Raw genomic sequence first — 18,686 nt, forward strand, 5'->3', positions numbered from 1 at the left:
CTCCTTCATATTTTCATGAGCAGCTTCTCTCTTTTTGAAAGAAGCTGGCTCTCCCGTTTATTTTTTATAAACCTTTGTTGCTTCCATTCTTTGCTTTAGCGTCGTCTCGTTCTAAGCGAACCGCTTCCACTTTTTTTATAGTAATTCAAACACTCCCGCTGCTCCCATTCCGCCGCCAATACACATTGTTACGATACCGAATTGTTCGTTGCGGCGTTTCATTTCGTGAATAAGAGATAGTGTTAGTTTTGCTCCTGTACAGCCAAGTGGATGTCCAAGTGCGATTGCACCACCGTTTACGTTTACTTTTTCTTCATCTAAACCAAGTTCACGAATAACTTGGATCGATTGAGAAGCAAATGCTTCGTTTAGTTCGAATAAGCCAATATCAGATAGCTCTAAGCCAGCTAGTTTTAACGCTTTTGGAATTGCAGCGATTGGGCCGATTCCCATTACTTCTGGTGGTACGCCAGCTACTGCAAATGAACGGAATTTCGCAAGTGGCTTCATGCCATCGCTCACTGCTTTTTCACGATCCATTAATAGTACAGATGCTGCACCGTCACTCATTTGTGAAGAGTTACCAGCTGTTACAGAACCGCGAACGTTAAATGCTGGACGTAATTTACCTAAAATGTCTAGCGTCGTCTCTGCTCTTACACCTTCATCTTGTGCGAAAATGATTGTTTCTTCTTGCAGTTTATTGTTTGAGCCAACCGAGCGTAACGTCACATCTACAGATACTGTTTCATCAGCAAAGTTTCCTGCCGCTAATGCTTTGGCAGCACGTTGATGACTTCTTACTGCAAATGCATCTTGCTCTTCACGAGAAATTCCATATTTCACAGCAACTTGCTCTGCTGTATGTCCCATACCCATATAATATTCCGGAGCCGCTTCTACAAGGCGACTATTCGGACGAACAACGTGTCCCATCATTGGAACTAAACTCATTGATTCCGCTCCGCCTGATAATACAGCTTCAGAGTGACCAAGCATAATGCGCTCTGCTCCGTAAGCGATACTTTGTAAACCAGAAGAACAGTAACGGTTAATTGTAATAGCTGGAACATCGTAAGAAAGTCCTGCTAGTCCGCCGATATTACGAGCCATATTTAAACCTTGTTCTGCTTCTGGCATCGCACAACCGAAAATTAAATCATCGATTGGTCCTTCATAATTTGCACGCTTTAACGTTTCCTTTACTACTAACGCCCCTAGATCGTCAGGACGAACTGTTTTTAATGAACCCCTCTTTGCTTTTCCAATTGGTGTTCTTGCTCCCGCAACAATGACAGCTTCTCTCATGAACGATATCTCCCCTCGTTATTAGTTACGTAATGGCTTTCCTTTTACAAGCATGTGCTGCATTCTTGCTTGTGATTTCATCTCACTTACTAAGCTAATAAATGCTTCACGTTCTACATCTAATAAATACTGCTCATCAACTTCTGTTCCGTACGGCACTTTTCCGCCCGCAATGACGTATGCAAGTTTCTTCGCAATGTGAAGATCATGTTCAGAAATGTAACCTGATAAATGCATTGCTTCTGCACCAAGTACAAGAGTTGCATATCCTGTTTCACCAACAACTGGTATCTTTTTACGAATCGGTGCTTTATAGCCAGCTTCATATAAAGCAAGTGCTTTCTGTTTCGCATCATATAGTAAGTGATCACCATTCACACTAATACCGTCTTTATCGCCTAAGAAGTTGTTCGATACAGCTTCTTGTGCTGATGTAGAAACTTTCGCCATCGCTACAGATTCGAACACTTTATTCGCAACTTTTTGCAGATCAAACTCTACACCGTTTGGCATTTTATTTAAGTGTTTAATGTATAGCTCTTTATTACCGCCTCCGCCAGGGATTAAGCCAACACCAACTTCTACTAAGCCCATATACGTTTCACTAGAAGCTTGAATGCTAGCAGCCGGTAAGCAAACTTCTGTACCTCCGCCAAGCGTCATACCATATGGTGCTGCTACAACTGGCTTAGAAGAGTACTTAATTTTCGTCATTGCATCTTGGAAGTTTTTCACAACCAACTCAATTTCAAAGTAATTGTCGTCTTGTGCTTCCATTAAGATCATTGCTAGATTCGCACCAACGCAGAAGTTCTTCGATTGGTTACCGATAACAAGACCTTTATAATTCTTTTCTACTTCATCAACAGCGTAGTTAATCATTTGCGTAATATCCATACCGATTGCATTGCTCTTCGAATGGAACTCTAAGCAAAGGATGCCGTCGCCTAAATCAATTAAGCTCGCTCCGCTATTTTTCTTTAATACACCATTTTTCGCTTTTAATTGCTTAAGAGAAATTGCTTTTTTATTACGCTCGATTAGCTTATATTCGCCATTATCGTAATAGTAGCTATCGCCGTTATCATGTTTATAGAAAGTAGTGAAACCTTTCTCTAACATTTCTTTCACCCAAGTAGGAACAACTACGCCGTTTTCTTCTATCTTTTGAACAGATTTTTCAACGCCGATTGCATCCCACACTTCAAATGGCCCTTGCTCCCAGCCGAAGCCCCACTTCATCGCTTGGTCAATTGCAACGATATCGTCAGCAATTTCTTTATGAAGTTTTGCAGAGTATAAAAGAGTTGGTGTAACGATGTTCCATAACAACTCTCCTGCGCGGTCTTTTGCGTATACAAGCGCTTTCAATTTATTCGATAAACCTTTTTCTTGTTTACTTAACTCGATCGATGCAGCTTTTAATTTTTTACGCGCTTCGTACTCCATCGTTTCAGGATTTAATTCTAAAATTTCTTTTCCTTGTTTTAAGAAGAAGCCTTGACCTGTTTTGCTTCCAAGCCATTTTTTATCAAGCATGTCATGCATGAAAGCTGGTACTTTAAATACATCACGCTCTTCTTCTTGTACGTTTTCATATACGTTATTTGCAACGTGTACGAATGTATCTAAACCGACAACATCTAATGTACGGAACGTTGCACTCTTCGGACGACCAATAAGTGGGCCTGTTACAGAATCAACTTCCCCGATGCTGTAGCCGCGTTTTATCATCTCTTGAAGAGTTACTAATAAACCGTACGTACCGATGCGGTTTCCAATAAAGTTTGGTGTGTCTTTTGCGATAACAACGCCTTTTCCAAGAACGTCTTCGCCAAATAGTTTCATGAAGCTTAATACTTGTGGATCTGTTTCTTTCGTCGGTATTACCTCTAGAAGTTTTAAATATCGTGGTGGGTTAAAAAAGTGTGTGCCTAAGAAGTGTTTCTGGAAGTCGTCTGAACGACCTTCTGCCATTTTTTCAACTGAAATACCTGACGTATTCGAGCTTACAATAGAACCTGGTTTACGAACAGCGTCTACTTTTTCAAATAATTTCTTTTTAATATCTAAGTTTTCAACTACTACTTCAATAATCCAATCTACATCAGCTAGAAGCTCAAGATCATCTTCTAAGTTACCTGCTTCGATCAGTGCTAGATTTCCTTTCACTGTCAGAGGAGCTGGTTTTTGCTTCAATAGTTTCTGTACAGCCGTATTACTAAAACGATTTCTCACACTTTTATGTTCTAATGTAAGTCCCTTCGCTTCCTCTTCTTTCGTAAGCGCAGGTGGTACAATATCAAGCAATAATGTCGGAATACCAATATTAGCTAAGTGTGCCGCAATTCCCGAACCCATTACGCCTGAACCTAGAACAGCAGCCTTTTTAATTTGGAACATCCAATTCTCCCCCTATTCTTGAATGAATGCTCATTCAATTTTTCGACATAAGTCGCAATCAATGAGTGAGCCTCTACTAATAAATATATGATACTGTTTAAATTTTCGCAATATATTTATTGATAAAATTTTCTGAAATAAATATTTTTCTTTCATTTGGCTATGCTATACATGTGTATTTTCTTTGTTTAAATGCACTTTTCCTTTTTATAATCTGACGAAACTGGAGGAATATATATGGCAAAACTTAAGAAGAACCCTTCAAAGGCTGGAATTAGTGCAGCTAGTGTAACTGGAAACGCAGGTCCACATAATCAAGGTGTTGAAAAAGGACGCCAAGGTAATAACCAACAATATAAGAAGCATAATATGGGCGAAAAATAACGCTATATTTTTGGGCAGAGAACGTGGCATAATGATTAATGGCTGCTTTTTCTGCCCAATTTATTTGTACATATGGAAAACAAAAGAGGGAACGATGATGAAACGAACAATAGTTATGATTGTAATGATTGCTACACTATTTACAGGAATGATTTTCTTCTCTTATGCACAAAGGCAACAAGCTGTAAGAGCTGATCAACCTAATATTACTGGGCAATATGGAGTTACAATCGATGCAAAAACAGGTGAAATTTTGTATGGGAAACGTGAAGACGAACGTTCTTACCCGGCTAGTATAGCCAAAATGATGACAACCCTTCTTTTACTAGAGAATGTAAAAGAAGATGAAGAAATTACGGTTACAGAAAATGCAATTAAAACAGAAAGTCAAAGCAAGAAAATTAAACTTCGTGCTGGAGAAAAATTAAAGCGTGATGAGGCATTAAAACTTATGCTTATCATTAGTGCAGATCCAATAGCTGAATCAATTGCAGAACATATCGCAGGATCAAAAAATGAATTTGTGAAAATGATGAATGCTAGAGCGAAGGAACTTGGTACAAAGCATGCAACTTTCAAGAACGCAAGTGGTGCTGATGCAATTGGGAATAAAGTATCACCATATGACATTGCTATTATTACGAAAGAAGCATTAAAGTATCCAGTTGTTTTAGAATATATGAATTCAACACGTACAACTCTACATACTTCAGAACGCTCTCCAAACATCGCAAACTATGGACGAGAAGAACTATATGACGATCCATATGCGATTGGAAGTAAAAGCGGTCTATCAGCACTCGGCAAATATACGGTCGTAACAGTGGATGAAAAAGACGGTAAACGCGTCATTAACGTCGTATTATCTTCTACTCGCGCGCAACTATATCCTGATACGAAAAAAATGGCGCATTACGCATTTCAGCAATTAAAATAACCAAGGAGTATTTTCTCCTTGGTTATTTTTTAACCATACCTTTTAATACGAACGCAACGTTTGCTGGACGCTCTGCTAGACGACGCATGAAGTAGCCATACCAGTCGTTTCCATAAGGTACGTAAACACGCATTTTGTAACCTTCTTTTACTAGCTCAAGTTGACGCTCATTACGAATACCATATAACATTTGGAATTCAAATTGATCCCTTGGAATGTTGTGTTCTTCGGCAAGTTTTTTTGTATATTCAATAATCGCTTCGTCATGTGAAGCAATTGCAGTATAATTCCCATTTAATAAGTGCATTTTAATAATTTTTTTATAATTGTCATCTACATCTTTCTTGTCCGGGAACGCCACTTCTTCAGGTTCTTTATAAGCCCCTTTTACAAGACGTAAATTAGGATTATAAGCATTTAAATCTTCAATATCTTTTTCTGTACGATATAGGTAAGCTTGAATAACAGTACCAATATTATCGTATTCAGATTTTAATTGTTTAAAGATATCAATTGTTTTCCCGCAGCGTGTATAGTCTTCCATATCAATGGTAACGAACACACCATTTTCTTTCGCCGCTTCTAAAATACGGCGCATATTGTTCATTACGATTTCATCAGAGATATCTAATCCCATAGAAGTCATCTTTAAAGAAAGCTGCGAATCAAGACCTTCTCTTCCAATTGCACGGATCGCTTCAATCGATTGGTTAGCCATTTCATTTGCTTCTGCTTCATTATCAACGAATTCACCTAAATAATCGATTGTTACACAAAGTCCTTGCTTATTTAATGCCTGAATGGCAGCTGTCGCTAATTCAATCGTCTCCCCTGCGACGAAGCGACCTGCACCAAAGCGTAAACCGTACTTTTTAGCCAGTTTTGTTAGCGCTTTATTTTTAGATAAGAAAAGAAACGAATTTCGCATTAATTGTTCCATGTAATTCACCCCTATGACTGTAATTTATCTGTTTTTTACCCCTCTTCAAAATTATATCATTGTTTAAAATTATTGGATACAAATAATTATTTAGATAATTTATAAAATACTATAAAAACATTTAAAAACCTATATTCTCGCATGTAAATATGAAGAGAATATTTTTCGACATTTAGAAAAAACGGGTTTACTAGGGCAAAAATAGGCATACCGAAAATATTCGACATGCCTATAAAACCCTTAATATTCCATGTAAATTATATAAGGATATTAATAAAGAAAACTTGAGGTAACATTCACCTCAAGTTTTCTCACTGCTCATTTCGCTTCTCTTCATTCAGCCTTTTAATATCCGTAATTAACTGCACCATCTCTTCTTTCGCATCTGGATATGTCTCATTCCAATGCTTCACTAAAGCTGGCATTGTCTTCGCTATGTAAGAATAAAGTGCCCACTTCTGCACCTGTTCTTTTCTCTCTTCATTGCTCTCTCCAAGTAATAATTCCGTGTATTTCTCTAACAACCCGTCAAATTGTTCATTAAACTTTTCACTCATCTTATTTACCTCCTATATGAAAAAAGCAGCGAAGATCGCTGCTTTTTCTTATAATTTTGATCGAACAGAGTTTAATTTCTTCTCCATTGTGCTTACTTTATCACGACGATCATCAATACGAATTGTTGTTGCAACACGCTGTGCACCTTTCGTATACGGAACTTCATGCATTTGTTGAATTACTTCTAGAATGACAGGAAGATCTCCTTCAATAATTGTATTCATCGGCGTTAATTGATACTTCACGCGATCCGCATTTTTCTCTAGCACCTTTTGTACTTCTGCTACATATTCACTAACACTTGGATTACCTGTTCCTACTGGAATAATCGATACATCAACAATTGCCATAGTAGTCTTCCTCCTATAATCGTTTCTTATATATCCATTGTCTATTTTACCGAAATCCTCATCATTTTACTAATATGTTACTCTTCCACTTTAAACTGCTCGACTAATCTTTCTAAATCTCTCATATGTTCTGTCAAACTTTCCATCGTGTGAGCTACCTTTTCTAAATGATTCACCTGTGATTCCGTTGCAGCATGTACCTCTTCGGAAACAGCTGCACTTTCTTGACTCGTACCAGCAATTGTGTGCATTACCGCTGTAATTTCTCCTTGCTCGTAACCTATGTTATGTACCTCTTCTACAATTTTTTCAACTGAAGTACTAATCGTATTTACAACTGACATAATTGTGCGGAACTCCATTTCTGCCTCTGTCGTCACTTTATTTTGCACATCTGCAATGTCTTTCAATTTACTTACAACTTCTACAACTCTTTTTACTTCTACTTGCACATCACCAATCATCGTTGTGATTTCTCCGGTAGCCTCTTTTGATTGTTCCGCTAATTTCCGAACCTCTTCAGCAACAACCGCAAATCCCTTACCTTGCTCACCTGCACGGGCAGCTTCAATCGAAGCATTTAAAGCAAGTAAATTTGTTTGATCCGAAATGCCTTTTATAAGCTCAACAACATTTTGAATCGATCCAACTCTTTGTTCTAACTTATCCGATGCTTCTTCTGTATGAACAACAATCGAAGATGATTGTCCCCTCGTACGGATTAAATTCCTCATTGTATTTAATCCTTGCTTAGATGCCTCTTCCGCTTTGCCAGCCACTCCTTTTATTTCACCAACGGAGCTATTCATTTGTTCCACTGACTCCGCCATATTCTCGAGCTGAGCTGAAACTTCATCCACACTATTCGCAAGAGTAGAAGCTCCTCCGCTCACATCATCCATCGCTCCTGAAACTTCTCTACTAGCCGCTACTGTTTCGTTCGTTAAATAATGTAAACTATTCGTTGATTGTTGCACCGTTGATACGCTGTTTTTAATTTTACTTACCATTTCATTCATTTGTTCAACCATATCATTAAAGTGCTTAGCCAACTCTCCAACTTCATCTTTACTTGTCACTTTCATTCGCAGCGTTAAATCGCCTTCTGCTACTTTTTGAACGTGATTCTTTAATAGTTGCAGTGGTCTTGCTAATCTTCTTGAGAATAAGTAGGAAGCTACGATTCCAACTAATAAACTAATACATGCCATTATAATAACTGTATTTCTCGTACTATTTAATAGCCCATCAATCGTTTCTTTCGGATAAAAGATTCCTATCGTCCATTTCATCGTATCAAATGATTGACTGTAAACAACTACATCTTCACCTTTTATTGTAGTGACCGCATATTTTGTTACCTCTTTATTTAAGCTCTTTATAAGCGGCTCTTTAGAAACATCTTTCCCTATCTTTTCTGGATAAACAAGAGCCATATTTTTATCATTTATAATAAACATTTCTCCGTCATTATTGTATTGAATATTGTGAAGCAACTTCTGAATCGTCCCAAGCGATACATCCATCGCAACAACGCCTAATACAGATCCATCTGGAGCTGTAATTGCTTTAGAAACACCTACACTTAACTTGCCTGTTGCAATTTCATAAGAAGGTTGTCCCCAATGGACCTTTTTTACATCAGCCTCTGAATCTTTATACCATGGTCTTGTCGTTGGATCGTATCCTTCTGGCACTTGCCCACCTTCGGCAAGATTGGCACTTAATGTTTTTTTATCTTTCGTACCAATATATAAATCTAAAATACCAGGATGATTCTTTTTATACTCCGCAAACTCTTTCGTTAAAAACGCTTCCTCTTCCGGAGTAACCCCACCTTGAAGCATATTACGAATCATCTCACTGTTCGCGTAATACCCCATATCTTCATCCGTTCTTTGAACAAATGTCGTAAGTTGCTCTGTCACAAGATCCATCGCATTTTGAGAATACTCGTCTAAGGAACGCACTTCCTTTTCTTTCTGTAATTGATACACAGCTGTACCCAATATTACGAACATCATAGAAATAAGTACCGAAAACACTACCGCAATTTTTAAACGTAAACTTCTTAACATCTTTCCCCCAGCATCCCCTTCGCATTAAATTAAAATCTTATTAATCATTATATTAAGTATAATAGATAAAATTAAAAAATTGAAATTAATTCTCACCTTAATACAATTAGAAAACTTACTACCACTTGTGCAAAAACAAATAGTTCATTATCCTTAAAATATAATCTCATTCGTTCGGAGGGAACTATGTTACAAAAATTCGGTTTCTCACAATATGAAAGCCAAGCTTATGAAGTTGTCGTATCAAGCAATGAACCATTAGATGCTACAACAATTGTGAAGCATTCAGGTGTTCCAAAAGCAAAAATATATGAAGTACTAGCACGCCTAATCGATAAAGGAATGGTAATGGATTCTGTTTCAGAAAAGAAAAAATTGTATACAGCATTACCACTAAAACTAGCAATTGAAAAATTAACGACAGAATTCCAATCAAATATTAAAGAGCTGGAAACAAACATATCAAAAAAATCATTTACAGATGACCGTGTGTGGAGCTTAAAAATGCAATCTTCTATTCGAGTTCAAAGTAAAGAACTCATTGAAAGTGCAAAAGAATCAATCCGTATTTCAGCTTGGAATGATACTCTTTTAGAATATCTCCCTTTACTAGAACAAAAAGCAAAACAAGGTGTTCAAATTGAATCTCTTATTGTTGGAGAAGTAGAAACAGACTTAGAAAACATGCATTTTCTAATCCCAGCTGAAGAGCCTAATGCATTAGAGCGCTACTTACTACTCATCGTTGACGATCGTGAAATTTTATTTGCTGGCGTAGAACAAGAGTCATGGCAAGCGATGAAAACAATGTCACAACCTTTCGTAAAGTTCTTTACAGAATTTTTCTATCACGACGTTGCACTTGCAAAGATTACCCAGAAGCACCACGATCTCTTTATGAAAGATGAGGAAATTAAGAGTTTGTTAATGAAATTAAGATACTAATTAAATAATAAAAAGGAGTCTAGTTTTTCACTTAGACTCCTTTTTATTTTGTTCCTTTATCTCCATCAACAGCTCAATGATTTTCTCATTTTGCTCTACCTGTTTCTCTGAATTTTGATAGATGAAACGAATCCATCTAAGTGCAAGAATAATAAGAAACAAAGGGAGCATTGAAATTAGAAGACCAATAATTGAAAAATTCGAATACATATACCTCACCTCGCTATATACCCTTTTCTCCATTTACCTACTAAAAACTGCAATTTTTTACAAATAAAAAAGAACCTATCAAACGATAGATTCTTCTTTCACGAACTGAGTAGAGCGTCCTCTCGTAATCGAGAAAATAGCGCAAAGCAGTGCTAATATAATAAAGCCACCGCCTACCCAAGCATTATATATAACAGATGATTTTTCAATAACAACTCCACCTACTGTTGAACCAAGTGCAATTCCTAAATGAAGCGCAGAGTTATTTAAACCTTGCTGAATACCAGCTGATTCCGGTGCAATTTCAATTAAATAATTTTGCTGTGCTGGTGAAATCGCCCAGCTCAGCATACTCCAAAGTCCCATCATAATGATGAAGAGCGGGAATGAGAATGTCATTAATGGCAACATGAAGATTGCACATGCAAATACGATAATAATCGAGATAATACTTTTCTTCGATCCCCATTTATCAGCAAGCCATCCACCGAACCCGCCGCCAATTACTGCTGCGATTCCGAAAATAAAGTAAAACACACTAATCCAGTTTGCTTCAACATGCATAACATCTTTTAAAAACGGTGTTAAATATGCATACAATGTTAAATGACCCGTTAAAAACAAAAATGATGTTAACTGTGCACTTACAATTTTTTTATCTTTTAAAGTAGCAAGTTGTTCTTTTATTGATAATACCGATGTCGGTGGTACTTTCGTTAAGAACAATGAAATACAAGCAATTGCCATAACTGTTAATACAGAAATTAATACAAATGGTGCACGCCATCCGTATGCATTTCCGAGTACAAGACCAAGCGGTACTCCAAGTACAAGTGATCCACTAATTCCCATAAAAATGATTCCAATTGCACGCGCACGAAAATGCGGTTCTACTACACTAGACGCAAGTGTTACAGATAGTGCAATAATTAATGAACCACTCGCCGCACAAATAACCCTTGAGAACATTAGCATTCCGTAATTCACACTAAATGCGGAAATAATATTTCCGATTAAGAAAATCGATAATGCTCCAACATACAATGTTTTTCTTTCAAACTTCCCTGTCAAAGCTAATAAAACTGGACCTGACAAAGCAAATACTACCGAAAATATTGTGATAAGCTGACCAGCTGCGCTAATAGATACTCCTAAATCATTGGCAACTAAATCGAGCGTTCCTCCTATAATTAACTCAACCGTTCCGACTACGAAAGCCGCGATAGCTAAAATATAAACACGAAAATTCAAGTCTTTCCCCACGCTTTCTATTTTGGTTACTACGACTATAGTAACCAAAATAGAAAGTGGACGCAAGTATAATTTTTTTACAGTAAAAAAGGTAGGCGTATTATACGCCTACCCTTCCATCATTCTGTTTCTTTCTTCTTATTTAAGTACCAATACACCGGCAGTCCAGTAAAGACAATTCCAATTGATAAGAAACAACTTACCGGATCGTTAATAATCGCACTACCGATTACAAAGAACGAACCTAAAATCGCTACGATTGGTACGATTGGGAATAACGGTACACTATATGCACGCTCTTTATTCTTATTACGTTTTCTTAAGATGAAGACACCAATAAACGTCATTACGTAGAAAATATAAATAATGAATACGGAAATCTCAGATAGCTTATTCGGATCACTAATAATCATTAAAATAATTCCTAAAATGATTTCAACAGTAATCGCATTTGCTGGTGTTTTAAATCTCGGACTTTCCTTTGCAATAAACTTAGAAAATGGAAGTTGTCCACGTTCCGCCATAGACATTGGAATACGTGGGAATGTTAAAATCTTTCCATTTAAACAGCCGAAAATAGAAACGATAATACCGATACTAATAATTTTCCCGCCATATTCTCCAAGTAACATACCCGCAGCTGTCGCTGTCGCATTTTCTCCAAGGTCTACAATTTTCGCTGCTGGTAATACATTTAATAACGCCAAGTTAATTAATACGTATGCAGCTGTTACAATTAAAATCCCAACTGTCATTGCTTTCGGTAATAACTTTGTTGGATTCTTCATTTCTCCGCCAATCGAAGCAAGTAAAATCCATCCGTCATAAGCAAATAACGTTGCTAAAATTGCCATACCGATACTTTGATTTTCTGATATCGGCACAACTACGTTAAAGATATCGCTATTCCCTTTCCAGAAACCTAACACGACAATTAATACAATCGGAATCATTTTCCCAATTGTCGTGATTGTTTGAACGATACCTCCGTATTTTGTTCCCATACTATTTACAAAGCCAAGGAACACAACTGTTCCGATTGCGATTGGTAAGTTCCATACTTTATCTAAATAGAAAAAATTAATCATTAAAGAACTAAAGTATAAACCTAATGTTCCGATAATAGCTGGTCCATAAACAATTGTTTGCATCCAGCCTGATAAATATCCCCAAAAACTTCCGTAAATCTCCTCTAAATACGTATACAACCCACCATTTTTCGGGATTTGCGCTCCAATTTCAGCTACTGTTAAACCACTCGCTAACGTCAACAGACCACCAATTACCCAAGCAAGAATGGCCATATTAGAACTCCCCGAGTAATCTAATACGCTCCCTGGTTTCATAAACACACCAGATCCAATAATCGTTCCTACTACGATAGAAAGTGCTACTGTTAAACCAATTTTGTTCTTCTCATCATGATGCATGCTGCGTATCCTCCTTCCAATCCTAGTGTGATGCAAAAATGAAATAAAAAAACACTCCTCCCTAAAAAAGGGACGAGTGTTGTATTCGTGGTTCCACCCTTGTTTCAATTCGTAAAGTAACATACTTCACCAATTTCTCAAGTCTAAATAACGGTTTTTGCCGGCAAGCAATTACTAGATGTTCGTTCACTGCTGCAGTTCAGAGGTGGTAATCCATTTTTCCGTATTAGGAAGCTCACAGCCAAAGGCTTCCCTCTCTGAGAATCGTAAAAAATTGATCGTGTCCTCATCATCACTTCTTGATGTCGAATTTTGTAGTTATTGTTCATTATATTGAATTGTTAGAAAAAATCAATATTTTTTTATATAACATAGGAAATATTTCTCTTCTTATATTATAACAGAAGATACAAAACTTCTCTAATTCCCTAAAAATGGTATAATTCATTTAGGAGGTGTACCAATAATGATCGCTGTCTTTTGTATCATCGCTACGTTTCTCTCTGTTCTATTCGCTATCATGTATCGAAACAAGTATCCTGGTTATAGCATTTTAGCGGTAGCTATTATACCAGCTGTTTCCTTCTACGTATTGGGTAAATATCAATATACGGAAGTGTTTATCGGTTTTGCAATCTTCTACTGCGTCTTCGGATACATACTAACAATAAAAAGAATTTCAATGCCTCATTAAAAGGGACCGATTTCTACTTATAGAAATCGGCCCTTGCACGTACCTTCCGGTTGCCCACACGAAAGATACGACTTCATTCAATTATTTATCTTCTTTTTTCATAAAAAACTTATGGTGCGGTAAATCAACATTCAATGCCTCTAATTGTTTCTTTTCATTGTCTAAAATCGCTTTTGCTTTTATTTTTGTTGCTTCATCTAATCCCGCAAAGATATCTTCACGCTTCTCTTTCTCTGGAAGTTTCACACCTAATTTTGTTAATTCTTCTTTTGCTTGCTCATGCGTTAATTTTCCGGATTTTTCTTGCTCAAAAATTGAATTCGCTTTCTCTTTTGCCTGTTCATCTAATCCTGCAAACATGTCTCCATGTTTATCTTTCTCCGGCATTTTCACGCCTAGCTTTGTTAATTCCTCTTTTGCTTGTTCATGCGTTAATTTTCCAGATTTCTTTTGCTCTAAAATCGCCTTCGCTTTCTCCTTCGCCTGTTCATCTAAGTTAGCAAACATGTCTCCATGCTTACCTTTCTCCGGCATTTTCACGCCTAGCTTTGTTAATTCCTCTTTTGCTTGTTCACGTGTTAGTTTTCCGGATTTCTCTTGCTCTAAAATGGACTTCGCTTTTTCTTTCGCCTGTTCATCTAATCCTGCAAACATGTCTTTACGCTTCTCTTTCTCTGGAAGCTTTACACCTAGTTTCTCTAACTGTTTCTTTGTATCGTCCATAATTGTTTTTACTTTTTGTTTTGTAGCGTCATCCAAATCCTTTTTCGCCGTTTTTGCAGGCTGATCCACTGCTGGAGTATTCGTTGCCGCGAATGCCGGAATGCCGATTCCTCCAATGATTCCGAATGATAACGCACCTGCAATCGCTAAATACCCAACTGTTTTCTTCTTCATAGGAAATTTCCTCCTTCATATTTCTAATGCATGTACACTTTCGTATACAATGCCTATAGTAATGTCGGTTTCTTAACATTTCCTTAACGACTTAACAAAAAAACACCGCTCGTAATGAGCGGTGTTTCTCTATGCTTTTTGTAATTGTAACTCTTCACGTTCCATTATTTTTCTTAATACAATTGTTTGTGTCATTGTAAATAAGTTACCTGTTATCCAGTACAACACAAGTCCTGATGGCGCCGCAAACCCCATAAATAGAATCATTGCCGGCATCATAATTTGCTGCATCTTTAGCATCTGTACTTGTTCTCCAGGTGTAATATTCGATTGGAAAACTTTCATCTGAATAAATGTCGTTAACGCTGCAATAATCGGTAATATATGATATGGATCTGCATGTCCTAGGTTCACCCATAAAAACGAAGATGTGCGAATCTCTTCCGTTCTGCTAATCGCATAATACAAAGCAGAGAAAATCGGCATTTGTATTAATAATGGCCAGCAACCAGCAAGTGGATTCCAACCGCCTGATTTCATTAGTTCTGACATTTCTTTTTGATACTGCTTTTGTTTTTCAAGGTCTTTGCTTACATCACCGTACTTTTTCTTTAACTTCTGCAATTCAGGTTGCATTTTCTTCATTTTCGCTTGGCTGCGATATTGCGAAACAGCTAATGGAATCATTGCTGAACGAATAACGAGCGTCATAATAATGATAGCAATCCCAAAGCTAGCTCCAGGTATATGATGAGCGACAAATTGAATCATAAACGAGATTGGATATACAAAATAATGATCCCAAATCCCAGTACTATGTGCATCAATTGGGGCTGCATTACTGCAACCAGATAAAACAAAAACAAATAATAATGATAAACTAACGAGCACAGCTCGGTATGATTTTAACATGTTCATTCCTCCAATGTTTCGTAATTATTTAGCGAAACATTGGTGTATACGGACCGACCTCGTCATTCTCTTCACTTGATTCTTGTCTGCGTACAGAACGAATCATTCCATATTTATAAAAAATAGAAAATAGCGGTACATTTCCCGCACTATCTTCACATGTATCAACTAGCGCAAAAGCTCTTTGTCTACCGCTTGATGCTTGTTGACGCACAAAGCGAGAAACATTAGCAAGGAAGAAAACTTCTAATAAACAAAGTGCCGTCGTTACAAACGATATATATAGAATTGCATCCTGCAATAAAAATTCCATCGCTTCACATCCTTAATAAGGTCATTTTAGCACATTAGGCAAACATTCTCTATTTCCTTTTATTTTCAAAAAAAGTATTTTGCATATTTTCTCAAGAAAATAATAATTAAGAAACGTTGTATTCGCTTTCTTTAGTATATTCACGCACCTCAATGAATAGGCTTGATTTATTAGAAATTTATAAAATTTTTGCATTATAATAAAACTATTGCCAGTTTTTGAAAAAACCTTTATTCTCTTCTTGTAATCAAAAATGAATATGGAGATGAAACATACTATGGGTCAACTAGGAGACGCCGATTACGTTCCCGACACCGCCTTTTTATCCTTCCCAGCAGCTAAAACATTTCACTTAGAATTTATGATACAGTTGGTTGTTATTTTTATAGCTTCTATTTTGTATGCAATTTCTATGAATATGTTTTTTATCCCGCATAACATGATTAGCGGTGGATTCGCTGGTGTAGGGATGATTATCGGTTATTTAATGCACTACAATATCGGTGCACTTATCTTTTTACTAAACATTCCTCTTCTTATTTTAAGTCACTTTTACTTAGGCAAGAAGACAACCTTTTTAACAGCTTACTTTGTAGCTGTATCATCGTTAGCGATGAACATTATCCCTGTACACCAGGTTTCAGACGATATTTTACTATCTTCTGTATTCGGTGGTGTAATCTGCGGAGCAGCTTCCGGAATCATATTCCGATTTGCTTCTTCAACAGGTGGCTTTGATGTTGTTGGATTGATTGTAGCGAAACATCGAGATATTTCAATTGGAGCAATCATCTTTGTATTCAACTTAGTCTTACTTGTAGCAGCAGGTTTTATTTTCGGATGGGATATTACACTTTATACGTTAATTAGCCGGTTTGTAGTCAGCAAAGTTATCGATGCTGTGCATACGAAACATATTAAATTAACGATAATGACAGTTACAGAAAAAGGTGAGGAAATAAAAAGCGCACTACTACATCACGGCATACGCGGGGTGACAATGGTAGACGCTGTCGGCGGCTATACAAACCATAAGAAAAAAATGATTTACACTGTCGTGACTCGCTATGAGTTAGGCGAAATGAAACGTATTATCCGTCAAGTGGATAACAAAGCATTTATGAACATTACTGAAACAGTTGAAATTGTCGGCCGTTTCAAACGCATATAAAAAAGGTTAATAAATTAAAGGGCATAACATATTAGTCATATATAATATGTTATGCCCTTTGTTATTCAACTCACGTACCTTTTAGCATAATAAAATCACTAAGTTTATTACTACAAATCGGAGGATAGCATCCCATATACAATACTATCTGTCCATTCATCTTTATTCCAAGAATCTTGTATGAAATGGGCTTCCTTTCTCATGCCTATTCGTTCACACAATTTTTGTGAAGCTGTATTACGTGCATCAAGATTAGCCTGTATACGATGTACATTAAATTCATTAAATAATTTCAATACCAAACTACTTACTGCTTCTGTCGCCAAACCTCTCCCAGCTACTTCATTTGAAAAACTATAACCAATCTCAACAGTGTCTTTCATATTTGTGTACCATACGGATAAATCACCAACTACTTTAGTTTTGTATATAACTGCCAAACTTAATATTGATTCTTTAGTAAGTACATTATTTGCTAACTTCTTATTAAATCTTTTCTGCATGTCTTCATGAGTCCACTTATTATGTAATAGGAACTTACATGTATCATCACTATTATAAATAACAAATACATCCTGTAAATCAGTACTCTTAAAAGGTCTAATTATTAATCTTTCTGTTGTGAACTCCAAGTTAGCTCTCCTCCCTTACATTCATACTATAAAACATTTTTTATAGTATTTAAGCCTCCTTCTTAGATCTCACCTTGATTACATATTTCATCATAATAAATTAAAATCCTTCTTCCACTAAACTGCACCGTTAATGGTATTTCCTTGCGCTTTTTATTTTTTACACTTATTACAAAATCAGATAATTCTATTATTATGTCTCTAAATGTGTTATAATGAAAGCAGACTCACAAAAAAAGAGTATATAGACTTGGAAGTTTCTCTTATTTTACAAGCAAAAAGAAACGAGCAGTCGGGTATATTTCAGACACCATACACGTAACGGTTTAAACAACCGATCATCTTAGTTACTCTTCAATGATCTTTTTATAAAAAGATACGTACAATTAAAACTCACTTCAATATACTATACCTACCTTTTTGACTTCCAAATCATCTTATTACATAAGGAGATGAACATATGAATCAATATATACGATATACAATAGCTGTCCTGTTTGCTATTATCGGCGGAACAATCTGCTTCTGGACAAACACACAGCTTGGAGAGAATATCATTTTTAATGGAATCGAAACACTTGTAAGCGCTTCAATTTTAGGCGGATACATTTACTTCCTCTTTAATCCAGAAGAAAATGCTCAAAAAACAATGTTATTAACAATGATCGGAATCGTTGGTGGATGTATTTCCTACTCAATGACAAACTATACATTACCACTTCAATTAAGCTCAGCTTTCTTCCACGGTCTATGGACTTGGTTCATTGCATTCTGCCTAGCAGACGTATTCAACCTATTACAAGACAATGAAGAAGATAGCGGTCGCCAAATTGAAAGTAACTCTTAAGCTGGAAGATACTCTTCCAGCTTTTTTATGTTGGTTTGCATACCCCGCATCACGATAAAAAGAAGTTACCCTCACGGCAACTTCTTTTCCACATACCCCACTTCGTATTCACTAAAATATATCAACGATTTTTCAAATATATCGATCGTTTCTCCACTTATATCAACGATTTTTTCATTATATCAACGATTCGACGTAGGATATCGATTTACCGACATCCTTCGACACTCAAAACGCACAACATACCCTATCCCCCAAGCAACTTACTGCCGAACTCTACGATTAAAAAGATAATTAATAGGATCGCGAGTATCTTTAATGCTACATATGCCACTTTAAAAACAACATAAATGAGCAAGACTATCAAAATAATTGATAAAATTTCCATATTTACTTCCTCCAAGCTTTGCTCTTCTTATCTCATTT

At 36.6% G+C, this 18,686-nt stretch carries 20 protein-coding genes and 1 other annotated feature; of the genes, 6 read left to right on the top strand and 14 right to left on the bottom strand.

The genetic code is table 11. From position 1 onward, the window contains the following. Positions 1 to 135: 135 nt before the first annotated feature. The gene (locus H6481_RS13845) at positions 136 to 1,308 is read right to left on the bottom strand and encodes an acetyl-CoA C-acetyltransferase (protein ID WP_001206331.1); all 1,173 of its coding nucleotides are present in this window, start codon (positions 1,306 to 1,308) and stop codon (positions 136 to 138) included. 21 nt (positions 1,309 to 1,329) lie between these two features. Continuing rightward, positions 1,330 to 3,711, bottom strand: coding sequence for a 3-hydroxyacyl-CoA dehydrogenase/enoyl-CoA hydratase family protein (locus H6481_RS13850; protein WP_182812051.1), 2,382 nt, complete (start codon positions 3,709 to 3,711; stop codon positions 1,330 to 1,332). Between the two features lie 237 nt (positions 3,712 to 3,948). Here H6481_RS13850 and H6481_RS13855 point away from each other — a divergent pair, with 237 nt between their 5' ends. Further along, the gene (locus tag H6481_RS13855; protein WP_001096346.1) at positions 3,949 to 4,095 is read left to right on the top strand and encodes a YuzL family protein; all 147 of its coding nucleotides are present in this window, start codon (positions 3,949 to 3,951) and stop codon (positions 4,093 to 4,095) included. Positions 4,096 to 4,192: 97 nt separating this feature from the next. Next, positions 4,193 to 5,032 carry a serine hydrolase gene (locus H6481_RS13860; RefSeq protein ID WP_000831465.1) on the top strand — a complete coding sequence of 280 codons (840 nt, stop codon included), beginning with the start codon at positions 4,193 to 4,195 and terminating at the stop codon, positions 5,030 to 5,032. A gap of 22 nt (positions 5,033 to 5,054) precedes the next feature. Here H6481_RS13860 and H6481_RS13865 read toward each other — a convergent pair whose 3' ends face one another. The 4 genes from H6481_RS13865 to H6481_RS13880 all read right to left on the bottom strand — a co-directional run bounded on the left by H6481_RS13865 (position 5,055) and on the right by H6481_RS13880 (position 8,958). Beyond that, entirely contained in the window at positions 5,055 to 5,972 is a 918-nt protein-coding gene (locus H6481_RS13865; protein ID WP_000436780.1) for a proline dehydrogenase, read from the bottom strand. A gap of 311 nt (positions 5,973 to 6,283) precedes the next feature. After that, positions 6,284 to 6,529, bottom strand: coding sequence for a YusU family protein (locus tag H6481_RS13870; protein ID WP_001290594.1), 246 nt, complete (start codon positions 6,527 to 6,529; stop codon positions 6,284 to 6,286). Positions 6,530 to 6,577: 48 nt separating this feature from the next. Next, on the bottom strand, positions 6,578 to 6,880 hold the full coding sequence (locus tag H6481_RS13875; RefSeq protein ID WP_001018860.1) for an MTH1187 family thiamine-binding protein: 303 nt from the start codon (positions 6,878 to 6,880) through the stop codon (positions 6,578 to 6,580). Positions 6,881 to 6,957: 77 nt separating this feature from the next. Beyond that, a complete protein-coding gene (locus H6481_RS13880; RefSeq protein ID WP_098852446.1) occupies positions 6,958 to 8,958 on the bottom strand; it encodes a methyl-accepting chemotaxis protein in 2,001 nt (666 codons plus the stop codon). A gap of 186 nt (positions 8,959 to 9,144) precedes the next feature. Between H6481_RS13880 and H6481_RS13885 the strand changes: the two genes are divergently transcribed. Continuing rightward, a complete protein-coding gene (locus H6481_RS13885; RefSeq protein ID WP_069356426.1) occupies positions 9,145 to 9,903 on the top strand; it encodes a TrmB family transcriptional regulator in 759 nt (252 codons plus the stop codon). 27 nt (positions 9,904 to 9,930) lie between these two features. On the opposite strand, the gene H6481_RS13890 is transcribed toward H6481_RS13885, so the two are convergent. The 3 genes from H6481_RS13890 to H6481_RS13900 form a co-directional block, all read right to left on the bottom strand. Next, entirely contained in the window at positions 9,931 to 10,113 is a 183-nt protein-coding gene (locus H6481_RS13890; protein WP_069356427.1) for a hypothetical protein, read from the bottom strand. 78 nt (positions 10,114 to 10,191) lie between these two features. Beyond that, entirely contained in the window at positions 10,192 to 11,430 is a 1,239-nt protein-coding gene (locus H6481_RS13895; RefSeq protein WP_140155578.1) for an MFS transporter, read from the bottom strand. 53 nt (positions 11,431 to 11,483) lie between these two features. After that, complete coding sequence (locus H6481_RS13900; protein ID WP_000546308.1) at positions 11,484 to 12,794, bottom strand: amino acid permease; 1,311 nt, start codon at positions 12,792 to 12,794, stop codon at positions 11,484 to 11,486. 65 nt (positions 12,795 to 12,859) lie between these two features. Then, positions 12,860 to 13,096: a binding site (T-box leader), on the bottom strand. A 164-nt stretch (positions 13,097 to 13,260) separates the two neighbouring features. Between H6481_RS13900 and H6481_RS13905 the strand changes: the two genes are divergently transcribed. Next, positions 13,261 to 13,488, top strand: coding sequence for a hypothetical protein (locus H6481_RS13905; RefSeq protein WP_053563416.1), 228 nt, complete (start codon positions 13,261 to 13,263; stop codon positions 13,486 to 13,488). A gap of 81 nt (positions 13,489 to 13,569) precedes the next feature. On the opposite strand, the gene H6481_RS13910 is transcribed toward H6481_RS13905, so the two are convergent. The 3 genes from H6481_RS13910 to H6481_RS13920 form a co-directional block, all read right to left on the bottom strand. Further along, positions 13,570 to 14,385, bottom strand: coding sequence for a hypothetical protein (locus H6481_RS13910; protein ID WP_182812054.1), 816 nt, complete (start codon positions 14,383 to 14,385; stop codon positions 13,570 to 13,572). A 129-nt stretch (positions 14,386 to 14,514) separates the two neighbouring features. Then, the gene (gene yidC, locus H6481_RS13915) at positions 14,515 to 15,297 is read right to left on the bottom strand and encodes a membrane protein insertase YidC (protein WP_000920524.1); all 783 of its coding nucleotides are present in this window, start codon (positions 15,295 to 15,297) and stop codon (positions 14,515 to 14,517) included. Positions 15,298 to 15,325: 28 nt separating this feature from the next. Next, positions 15,326 to 15,610: a hypothetical protein gene (locus H6481_RS13920; RefSeq protein ID WP_000394930.1), complete on the bottom strand. Its 285-nt coding sequence runs from the start codon at positions 15,608 to 15,610 to the stop codon at positions 15,326 to 15,328. 277 nt (positions 15,611 to 15,887) lie between these two features. Here H6481_RS13920 and H6481_RS13925 point away from each other — a divergent pair, with 277 nt between their 5' ends. Further along, on the top strand, positions 15,888 to 16,781 hold the full coding sequence (locus H6481_RS13925) for a YitT family protein (RefSeq protein WP_000530043.1): 894 nt from the start codon (positions 15,888 to 15,890) through the stop codon (positions 16,779 to 16,781). Between the two features lie 110 nt (positions 16,782 to 16,891). Here H6481_RS13925 and H6481_RS13930 read toward each other — a convergent pair whose 3' ends face one another. After that, the gene (locus H6481_RS13930; RefSeq protein WP_071731079.1) at positions 16,892 to 17,413 is read right to left on the bottom strand and encodes a GNAT family protein; all 522 of its coding nucleotides are present in this window, start codon (positions 17,411 to 17,413) and stop codon (positions 16,892 to 16,894) included. Positions 17,414 to 17,873: 460 nt separating this feature from the next. On the opposite strand from H6481_RS13930, the gene H6481_RS13935 reads away from it, so the two are divergent. Continuing rightward, positions 17,874 to 18,260: a DUF3938 domain-containing protein gene (locus H6481_RS13935; protein WP_001077773.1), complete on the top strand. Its 387-nt coding sequence runs from the start codon at positions 17,874 to 17,876 to the stop codon at positions 18,258 to 18,260. A gap of 247 nt (positions 18,261 to 18,507) precedes the next feature. Here the strand turns inward: H6481_RS13935 and H6481_RS13940 are convergent, their stop codons facing one another. Beyond that, positions 18,508 to 18,648 carry a DUF3985 family protein gene (locus tag H6481_RS13940; protein ID WP_000404758.1) on the bottom strand — a complete coding sequence of 47 codons (141 nt, stop codon included), beginning with the start codon at positions 18,646 to 18,648 and terminating at the stop codon, positions 18,508 to 18,510. Positions 18,649 to 18,686 lie beyond the last annotated feature (38 nt).

The organism is Bacillus sp. ME78 (genome assembly GCF_903970865.1).
Taxonomy (GTDB): Bacteria; Bacillota; Bacilli; order Bacillales; family Bacillaceae_G; genus Bacillus_A; species Bacillus_A cereus.

Bases quoted from the DNA above. Each gene is read 5' to 3' on its own strand.
- H6481_RS13860 (WP_000831465.1), top strand. From the start codon at position 4,193: ATGAAACGAACAATAGTTATGATTGTAATGATTGCTACACTATTTACA.
- H6481_RS13920 (WP_000394930.1), bottom strand. From the start codon at position 15,610: ATGGAATTTTTATTGCAGGATGCAATTCTATATATATCGTTTGTAACG.
- yidC (WP_000920524.1), bottom strand. From the start codon at position 15,297: ATGTTAAAATCATACCGAGCTGTGCTCGTTAGTTTATCATTATTATTT.
- H6481_RS13870 (WP_001290594.1), bottom strand. From the start codon at position 6,529: ATGAGTGAAAAGTTTAATGAACAATTTGACGGGTTGTTAGAGAAATAC.
- H6481_RS13900 (WP_000546308.1), bottom strand. From the start codon at position 12,794: ATGCATCATGATGAGAAGAACAAAATTGGTTTAACAGTAGCACTTTCT.
- H6481_RS13865 (WP_000436780.1), bottom strand. From the start codon at position 5,972: ATGGAACAATTAATGCGAAATTCGTTTCTTTTCTTATCTAAAAATAAA.
- H6481_RS13880 (WP_098852446.1), bottom strand. From the start codon at position 8,958: ATGTTAAGAAGTTTACGTTTAAAAATTGCGGTAGTGTTTTCGGTACTT.
- H6481_RS13845 (WP_001206331.1), bottom strand. From the start codon at position 1,308: ATGAGAGAAGCTGTCATTGTTGCGGGAGCAAGAACACCAATTGGAAAA.
- H6481_RS13885 (WP_069356426.1), top strand. From the start codon at position 9,145: ATGTTACAAAAATTCGGTTTCTCACAATATGAAAGCCAAGCTTATGAA.
- H6481_RS13890 (WP_069356427.1), bottom strand. From the start codon at position 10,113: ATGTATTCGAATTTTTCAATTATTGGTCTTCTAATTTCAATGCTCCCT.
- H6481_RS13850 (WP_182812051.1), bottom strand. From the start codon at position 3,711: ATGTTCCAAATTAAAAAGGCTGCTGTTCTAGGTTCAGGCGTAATGGGT.
- H6481_RS13905 (WP_053563416.1), top strand. From the start codon at position 13,261: ATGATCGCTGTCTTTTGTATCATCGCTACGTTTCTCTCTGTTCTATTC.
- H6481_RS13855 (WP_001096346.1), top strand. From the start codon at position 3,949: ATGGCAAAACTTAAGAAGAACCCTTCAAAGGCTGGAATTAGTGCAGCT.
- H6481_RS13935 (WP_001077773.1), top strand. From the start codon at position 17,874: ATGAATCAATATATACGATATACAATAGCTGTCCTGTTTGCTATTATC.
- H6481_RS13925 (WP_000530043.1), top strand. From the start codon at position 15,888: ATGGGTCAACTAGGAGACGCCGATTACGTTCCCGACACCGCCTTTTTA.
- H6481_RS13940 (WP_000404758.1), bottom strand. From the start codon at position 18,648: ATGGAAATTTTATCAATTATTTTGATAGTCTTGCTCATTTATGTTGTT.
- H6481_RS13910 (WP_182812054.1), bottom strand. From the start codon at position 14,385: ATGAAGAAGAAAACAGTTGGGTATTTAGCGATTGCAGGTGCGTTATCA.
- H6481_RS13875 (WP_001018860.1), bottom strand. From the start codon at position 6,880: ATGGCAATTGTTGATGTATCGATTATTCCAGTAGGAACAGGTAATCCA.